Here is an 8,067-nt window from a genome sequence, read left to right on the forward strand (position 1 = left end):
GAACGATTCACGCACGAATTCCGCACCACCTGCATCATCGGAACAAATGACAGCGGCGTTCCTGGAGTCCGAATCCGTCCTGGCCGAGATCGATCCGGCCGTCGGTGTGAGTTCCACTCTCGACCCGCGGTCGCAGCTGCGCGCCGCGTGGTCGGGCATCCGCGAACAGCACGCCCAGGCGACGTCGGACTATCTCCGGCTGGTCTCGCCGCCGGCCGGCTCACGTGTCGGCCCGCAGGAACTCGACCGCTCCACCCAGGCACTGCGGGCCATCACCGCCTCGATGCGCGACTTCGCACAGACCAACGCCGGCACACTCGAGCGTGCACGGGCCACGATGCGCGCCGCCGACGCCCAGGATCACGAAGCCCGGGTGGCCGCCAACCGGGCGATGACCGCCCTGGAGAACGCGGCTCCGGCGGTGGCACGGCTGCAGTCGGTGTCGATCGCCACCGACGAACTCGCGCGGACGCTCGCGACGTTCGACGAGGGCGCGGGCCTTCGCGAACGGCAGACCGCCGCGGCCGCGGTGCTCAGCGCGGCGCGACGCCTCGAACAGCTCCTCGCCGACGCCCCCGGTCTCGCCGAGCGGGCACAGCAGGTCATCCGTTCGGTGGAAACCCGCCGGAGCGCCGTGTCCACTCGCGGCGCGCAGGTCCCCGACACCCTGTCGGCCCTTCGGCGGGAGTTCAGCGCCGACTGTTCCCTCGACCTGCAACGCAACGGCGCGGTCGTCGACGAGCGGCTCGTGCATGCCGACGCCGAACTCGCGGCGGCACGCGCCATGGTCGACAACGCGCCCGACCAGGCCATCGATCGGGCCGACGCCGCCCGCGACGACCTGGCCGTGGCAGAGAAGGCCGTCGACGCCGTGCTCGACAGGTTGCGCTTGCTGCGCGAGGTCCGCGCCGACCCCCGAGCCGCCGAGCAGCGGGTTCGCTTCCGTCTACGTGACGCCCAGCTCTTTGCGGTCAATCACGCTCTGGTTGACGAATGGGGCTCGGTCCTCGATGCTCAGGCCGACCGGATCGAGCGCGCCAAGGGGGACCTCGACCGCATCCACCCCGACTACTGGAGCTACCTGACCCAGCTCCGTGCGGTGGACGACCGGATCACCGAGATCGTTTCGCGGATGAGAGGACGGGTGGCCGCCGGATGACCACCACTGCACGACCCGACGACACCGGTCTCGAGCCCGGTACCATCAGGCACTTCGACCACCTGGAACAGGCGACGATCGACGAGCTGTTCCTCCGGCGACCCGAGTCCATCGACGTCAATTGGCCCGCGCAGCGCGTCGCTGTCGCGCTGGGTGCGACCCTCTACGTCCCGGCCACCCGGCCCGATCTCGCTGAGGTGATCCGCCGACGACGTGCCGGAGGCGTCATCTCCATGGTCATCGACCTCGAGGACGCCGTCGCCGACCACGAGGAGGCCGAGGCGATCGAGCGCGCCGTGGCCGCGCTGCGCGACATCGCCGAGAACCCGGGTCGACCGATGCTGCTCTTCGTCCGCCCGCGTTCGGTGGACCAGATCATGCCGATCGTCACCGCCCTCGACACGCCGACTGCCCTGACCGGCTTCGTGATCCCGAAGTTCGGTTCGGACAACGCCGCGGCCGCCCTGGAGGCGGTCACCCGCGCGAGCGAGACTCTCTCGAAGCACCTGTGGGTGATGCCGGTCCTCGAGTCGGCGGCGGTTGTCCACCGCGAAACCCGCGACGACGAATTGACCGCCCTGGCATCGGTCCTCGGCGCGCACCGGGACCGCGTGCTGGCCGTGCGTATCGGCGCCACCGACATCTGCGGATATTTCGGCATCCGCCGGGATCGGGATCTGACCATCTACGACGTCCGGGTCGCGGCGGATGTGATCGCCGGCATCGTCAACCACCTCGGGCGCAGCGACGAGAGCGGCTTCGTCGTCACCGGGCCCGTGTGGGAGTACTTCGCGGACCACGAGCGCATGTTCCAACCCATGTTGCGGCACACGCCGTTCCGGGAAAACGACGCCGTCTACTTCCGGCAGCAACTCGTCAGCCGCGACATGGACGGCCTCCTGCGCGAGATCACGCTCGATCGCGCCAACGGTCTGCACGGCAAGACGGTCATCCACCCCGCGCACGTCGCCGCGGTGCACGCGCTGTCGGCGGTGACCCACGAGGAGTATCACGACGCACTCGACATCCTGGCCGGAGAGTCCGGCGGGGTGCGGGCATCGTCATACCGCAACAAGATGAATGAACTGAAGCCGCACCGCAATTGGGCATTGCGGGTCATCGACCGCGCTGCCGCCTTCGGCGTGACCCGCCAGGGGGTCACCTTCGTCGACCTGCTCACCGCGCTCGCCTCGCCCGGATCGGCCACCTCGTGAACGATCCGGACACCGTCGGCATCGACTGGGTGACCGAGCGTTTCGGCGTCGAGATCACCACCGGCGACGATGCCCATCCGGACCACACGGTGCACGACCTCGTCTCCCTCGGACTGCGTCACAACCGGCGCCGCGCACATCTGCTGGTGTCCACCGTGCTGGGCAAGCACATCCCGACCCCGCCGAGGGTCGTCCGAGACGCGGCCGACGATCTCGGCGCTGCAGTCATCGCCGAGATCGGGGCGGACTCGGCACGCGACGCCGTCGTCTTCGGTTTCGCCGAAACCGCAACCGGACTCGGACACTGTGTGGCCGAACGGATCTCTGCGTCGCGGTACCTGCATTCGACGCGCCGCAGGCACCCCGAGGCGGTGGTGTCGGGCACCTTCGAGGAAGGGCATTCGCATGCGACGACGCACCTGCTGCAGCCCAGTGACCCCGCCTTCTTCGATGCCACGACGCCGCACGAGGTGCTGATCCTGGTCGACGACGAGATCTCGACCGGCAAGACCGCGCTCGGTGCCATCGACGCCATTGTCGCGGACCGACCCCGCACGCGTTTCGTCGTGGCCTCACTTGTGGACATGCGCACGCATGCGCAACGGTCCGAATGTGACGCGTTTGCAGCACGACTCGGCGCCGAGATCGCCTACGTGGCGCTCGCGAACGGCTCGATCACGCTCCCGCCGACGCTTCTCGACGACGTGTGGCAGCTCGAGTCCGATGACCTCAATCCCGTGGCACCACAACTCGGCGACCTGGTCGCGGTGTCGCTCGACTGGCCGGCCGCGGTTCCCGACGGAGGCAGGCACGGAATGCTCCGCTCCGACTCCACCGACTTCCATCGAGCCGCGGCCGACGCCGCCGAAACCGTGGCTGATCAGCTGGATCCGCGACGCCCGGTGGTCGTGATCGGACATGAGGAGCTGATGTACGCACCCCTGTGCATCGCGGAGGCACTGGAGCGTCGTGGTTTCGCCACCGGATACCAGACCACCACGAGGTCGCCGGCCCAGGTGCACGATGTCCCGGGTTATCCGCTCCGGCGTGGGTTCCGCTTCATCGCACCGGAACCCGACCCGGGTACGCCTCGGTATGTCTACAACGTGTCGTCCGCCGACCGTCCGGACCCACAGGTCGTGCTGGTCGTGGACTCACCGGCCGACACCGCCGGGTTGCGTGGTGCCGGCGGACTGATCGACGTCCTCACCGCCGCCGGACATCCGGTCGTCCTGGCGGTCCTGCCTGCGACCGACCAGCGTTCCCTGGCTCGAGCTCGAGAGGCGGTGCGCTGATGGACCGGGTCACCGCCACCACTCCGCCCCTGCGCGGACCGGACTTCGGTTCGTACGGGGCCGACGAGGTCACCTGGCTGCTCAAGGACCTGTCCGACGTGGCACTGGAAGGCGAACTGCACGAACGGGAACGGCGTATCCAGTCCGGACAGGCCCACTACGCCGAGTCCCTGCCGATCGAGTATCAACCGGGTCGTGAGTACCAGGATCTGTTCCACGCGACACTGCGGTCCTCGGCCCAGCGCCTCGCGGAAGCGGTCGGTGTCGTATCCGAACTCACCCTGGCCGAGCGCCACTCGACGCCGACCCTGGTGTCGCTCGCGAGGGCCGGAACCCCGGTCGGCATCCTGATCCGACGGTGGATGTCCACCATCCACGGCGTCGACCCGCAGCACTACACGGTCTCGATCGTGCGCGGCCGCGGTATCGACACCGTCGCACTCGATCACATCGTGGCGCGCCACCCGGCCGAATCGATCGTCTTCGTCGACGGCTGGACCGGCAAGGGTGCCATCCAGCGCGAGCTCACCGCCGCCGTCGACGAGTACGCACACGCCGGCCGGCCACGGTTGCACGATGAACTGGCGGTCCTGGCCGACCCCGGGTCCTGTACGACCCTCTTCGGCACCAGGGACGACTTCCTCATCGCCTCCGCCTGCCTCAATTCCACGGTGTCCGGCCTGGTCTCGCGCACCGTCCTGAACGCCGACCACATCGGCCCCGGCGAGTACCACGGTGCGAAGTTCTACCGCCAACTCACCGACTTCGATGTCTCGGAAGTGTTCCTGGACACCGTCAGCGCGGAGTTCGACGCGGTGGCCGACCGGGTCCGGGCGACGGTCGAGTCGATGACGCCCCTATCGCGTCGGCCCGACTGGTCCGGCTGGCGATCGGTCGAGCGCATCCAGACCGAATACGGTCTGTCTTCGATCAACCTGGTCAAGCCCGGTGTCGGCGAAACGACGAGGGTGTTGTTACGACGCGTGCCGTGGCGCATCCTGGTGCGCGAGGACGACATGCCCGAGCATCGTCACATCCGGTTGCTCGCCGCCGAACGAGGTGTACCGGTAGAGGTTTCGCCTCATCTCGCGTACTCGTGTGTCGGGCTGATCAAGGAGGACGCGTGACTACCCTGGTCGCCACGGATCTCGACCGGACCATGATCTACTCCCGTGCCGCGATGGGCGAGGAGCAGTTCACCACCCTGGCGACCGTGTGCGTCGAGATCTATCGGGATGCGCCGCTCTCGTACATGACCCAGACCGCCGTCGAACTGCTGACCAGGTTGGCGCGCGAGGTCGTCGTCGTCCCGACAACCACCCGCACTCCGGCGCAGTACGCACGAATCACTCTGCCGGGCAGCCCGTTCCGACATGCTGTCGTGAGCAACGGCGGCCGGATCCTGGTGAACGGCGAGGACGACGCCGAATGGCGTGCACACATCGACGATGCGGTGACCCGCGCGGGCGCCACACTCGCCGAAGTCCAGAGCGAGCTCAGGAGCCGGACAGACGATTCCTGGGTGACGGCGCTGCGAAGCGCCGACGACCTCTTCTGCTACCTCGTCGTCGATCCGTCGGCCCAGCCACCGGAGTTCCTCGAGGAGTGGCAGGAGTGGTGTGCTGCCCGCGGTTGGACGGCGTCTCAGCAGGGCCGAAAGATCTACGCGACCCCGCAGTCGGTGACCAAGTCGGCGGCGATCGCCGAGGTCCGACGACGGCTGGTTGCCGACGGGACCCTCGGCGACTCCGCAGCGCTGTACGCGGCCGGCGACGGTTGGCTCGACACCGACCTGCTGCTCGCCGCAGATCACGCCATCCGCCCCCGTCACGGCGAGCTGGAGCTACTCGGCTGGTCGACGCCGGGCCTCACGGTCACCGCGGCGACCGGGGCCCTCGCGGGTGTCGAGATCCTGCGGTGGTTCGGTGACCGCATCGGCCTCGGCCCGCTGGAATCGAGCGCCCCGTCGGGGCGGGGCCGGGACGTCGGAGTCCACGCGAACTGATCACGCCGGCATCGGTCCGAGGACGTCGGAGTGCCCATGGCGTCGACACCAACTGATCAGGTATCGCGCATGCAGGCCACACCAGCGGTAGACGGCCGCCTGCGTCATCGGCAGCGATTCCCCATGCTCGCCGCGCTCGACGATGATCGGCCCGAGGTAGTGGCTCGTCACCTTGTTGGCCGTGTTCGGTGACACCTTGGCTGCGCGGGCGAGCGACGAGTTGTCCGATGCGCTGCCCGACGCGATCGCCCCGGCGAGGCGGCCCGCGGTGTGACCGCGGCGGCCGGTGAACAGCTCGTAGAGAGGTGGCCGGCGTCCAGATGACGCCTTGTCCGGCAGACCTTGACCGAGCGCCACCGATCGTACGACTCCGACCAGCGTCGCGAAGCCGTCGGACTTGGCGATGACCCCGGCCACCTCGTCGCGCAGTCGCGCCTCGTCGAGATGGTCCAGTTCCATGCTGTGGCCCTGGGTCGCCAGGACGACCGGAGCGTGCCGGTCGTGGCTGTCGAGGGCGTCGATGACGTCGAGACCGTCGAAGATCCATTCCAGATCCGGACGGTTCCAGATCAGGTCGGCAACGACGACGTCGAACCGCACGTTGCCGGCCACGGAGTGGATGAACTCGTCGTGTCCGGTGGCGACGGTGACCGTGGCCTGATCGAGCGCTTTGGCCAACGGCGCGGCGACCACATGCCCCAGGGGAGAAGCGACCAGCACCCGCATGTGATTCGGCACAGGCATGATCATGCCCGAGGTTGTCGTTGTGTGCGTGATTACACATGTCATTGATCGAAATGGCGATCATTTACCCGGATAACACGACATCCGGTCCGAGATGCCGCTGACAAACCGTCTCAAGTTCGCGAGGCTGAAGAAGTTGATGTTCGAGAAAACGAAACATCTCGACACCCGATCGCGAGCCAGGTCGATCACCCGGAGACGTCCCGCCGTCCAGCCCCGACTCCCACAGTTCGCCACGAAGTCGACAAGGAGAACCGGCACATGTCCGTACCCCTGAACGACATCCACCGAATCACCCCACCCACCCGACCGCGAACCACCGCCGCGAAGCCGAGGACAACTCGTCATGTTGCCGCCGCGACATCGAGACCGGCACGGAGTGCCGCCGTCGTCGCCGAGGGAGACATCTTCGACGCCGCACTGGTCGCGCTCGTCGAGAGTGCCGGATACGACTCGGTCGTCGTCGAACCTGCACAGCTCGTCGCCCTGCGGGATCCGGCTGCGATCGTGGTGCGGTCCGCGGCAATGCTCGGCTTCGTCCGGCGAGTGCCGACGCTGCGGTCGGTCAAGGTCATCTTCGTGGGCAACGGGGTCGCCGGGTTCGAGCACATTCGCGTCGCCCCTCGGGCCCCGGGCGCCGAGGAGGCACTGCAGCGCGCGCTGGCATCGGCGGCGGGACCCCCGACACCGCAGTCCGCGCCCGCTCTCGCGAACCGGGTGCGACTCACCGACCGAGAACTGGAGATCCTGGAGACCTACACGCTCGGTGCCACGCTCCGCCAGACCTCGCGCATTCACTCGATCGCGGAAAGCACAGTGCGCGAACACTATCGACGAGTCGCACGACGATACGAAGAAGCCGGCCGACCGATCGGGAACAAGGCCCGGTTGCTCGTCGAGTTCATCGCCGACGGCTGGGTGCACCCCTGACACTCGGGGCCGGCACCGGGCACACTCCGAATGGAGACCTTCGCCTCACGACACCGATCGCCGTGCGCGTCAGACTCGAACCATGACCGCGCCGTCAGACACCTTCGACGACCCGCGGGTCGGTAATCAACGCACCAGAGCCGCGTGGGCGCTCGGTGGGCTCGAACTCTTCGTTGCCCTCGCGGCGATCGGCGGGGGATCGGCTCTCATCGCGGATCGATGGGCGATGCCCCGGGAATGGCTCGCCAACACACCGTTCGGCACGTGGGCCGGTCCGGGGGTCGCGCTCATCGCCGCGATCGCAATGCCGCACCTGGTGGCAGCAGCGGCGGTTGTCGTGCCGTCCGTGCCCGCGCGTCCGGGCATCTTCGGCGGACTGCTTGCCGGCGGGTCGCTGATCGCGTGGATCGTCCTACAGGTCGCGTTGCTCCGGGTGTTCTTCTTCCTGCAGCCCGTGATGCTCGTCGTCGGCGTCGTGGAGATCGCGCTGGCGCTGTGGTGGCGCCGCGACATCGAGAACTCGGCGGCGCGACCCCCGCGGGGGCAGCCGTAGTACGTGCCTCGCGGGGGCTTCGAGGCTCGTCGACCTCGCACTCCCTAATCCGAAAGAACCGCATAACCCCTGGTCCCTGAGGTGTGAGGAGCGCAAGCGACGAGCCACGAAGGGCTCGGTGAGACACGTTGCTACACCCTTCGTGGGGGGGGTCGGGGGCACGACAG

8 protein-coding genes are annotated in these 8,067 nt (G+C 68.2%); 7 read left to right on the forward strand and 1 reads right to left on the reverse strand.

Features of this window, described 5'->3' with window-relative positions; genetic code table 11:
- Window positions 1-46: 46 nt before the first annotated feature.
- From ACFW3F_RS14540 to ACFW3F_RS14560, 5 genes are read left to right on the forward strand one after another with little or no spacing between them, the layout of a single operon-like run.
- Complete coding sequence (locus ACFW3F_RS14540) at window positions 47-1,159, forward strand: hypothetical protein (protein WP_388058461.1); 1,113 nt, start codon at window positions 47-49, stop codon at window positions 1,157-1,159.
- A complete protein-coding gene (locus ACFW3F_RS14545) occupies window positions 1,156-2,373 on the forward strand; it encodes an HpcH/HpaI aldolase/citrate lyase family protein (RefSeq protein WP_388058463.1) in 1,218 nt (405 codons plus the stop codon). Before ACFW3F_RS14540 ends, ACFW3F_RS14545 begins: the two co-directional genes overlap by 4 nt.
- Window positions 2,370-3,668 carry a phosphoribosyltransferase family protein gene (locus ACFW3F_RS14550; RefSeq protein ID WP_388058465.1) on the forward strand — a complete coding sequence of 433 codons (1,299 nt, stop codon included), beginning with the start codon at window positions 2,370-2,372 and terminating at the stop codon, window positions 3,666-3,668. Before ACFW3F_RS14545 ends, ACFW3F_RS14550 begins: the two co-directional genes overlap by 4 nt.
- On the forward strand, window positions 3,668-4,795 hold the full coding sequence (locus ACFW3F_RS14555; RefSeq protein WP_388058467.1) for a cysteine protease StiP family protein: 1,128 nt from the start codon (window positions 3,668-3,670) through the stop codon (window positions 4,793-4,795). Before ACFW3F_RS14550 ends, ACFW3F_RS14555 begins: the two co-directional genes overlap by 1 nt.
- Window positions 4,792-5,673, forward strand: a complete 882-nt coding sequence (locus ACFW3F_RS14560; protein ID WP_388058469.1) for an HAD family hydrolase — start codon at window positions 4,792-4,794, stop codon at window positions 5,671-5,673. The genes ACFW3F_RS14555 and ACFW3F_RS14560 overlap by 4 nt, the downstream gene beginning before the upstream one ends.
- On the opposite strand, the gene ACFW3F_RS14565 is transcribed toward ACFW3F_RS14560, so the two are convergent.
- Complete coding sequence (locus tag ACFW3F_RS14565) at window positions 5,674-6,417, reverse strand: response regulator (RefSeq protein WP_388058479.1); 744 nt, start codon at window positions 6,415-6,417, stop codon at window positions 5,674-5,676.
- Window positions 6,418-6,678: 261 nt separating this feature from the next.
- Between ACFW3F_RS14565 and ACFW3F_RS14570 the strand changes: the two genes are divergently transcribed.
- On the forward strand, window positions 6,679-7,347 hold the full coding sequence (locus ACFW3F_RS14570; RefSeq protein WP_388058471.1) for a helix-turn-helix transcriptional regulator: 669 nt from the start codon (window positions 6,679-6,681) through the stop codon (window positions 7,345-7,347).
- Window positions 7,348-7,429: 82 nt separating this feature from the next.
- Entirely contained in the window at window positions 7,430-7,900 is a 471-nt protein-coding gene (locus ACFW3F_RS14575; protein ID WP_388058473.1) for a hypothetical protein, read from the forward strand.
- Window positions 7,901-8,067: the final 167 nt, after the last annotated feature.

Origin of the sequence: Gordonia sp. NPDC058843, assembly GCF_042743165.1 — a bacterium.
In the GTDB taxonomy this organism is placed as follows: Bacteria; Actinomycetota; Actinomycetes; order Mycobacteriales; family Mycobacteriaceae; genus Gordonia.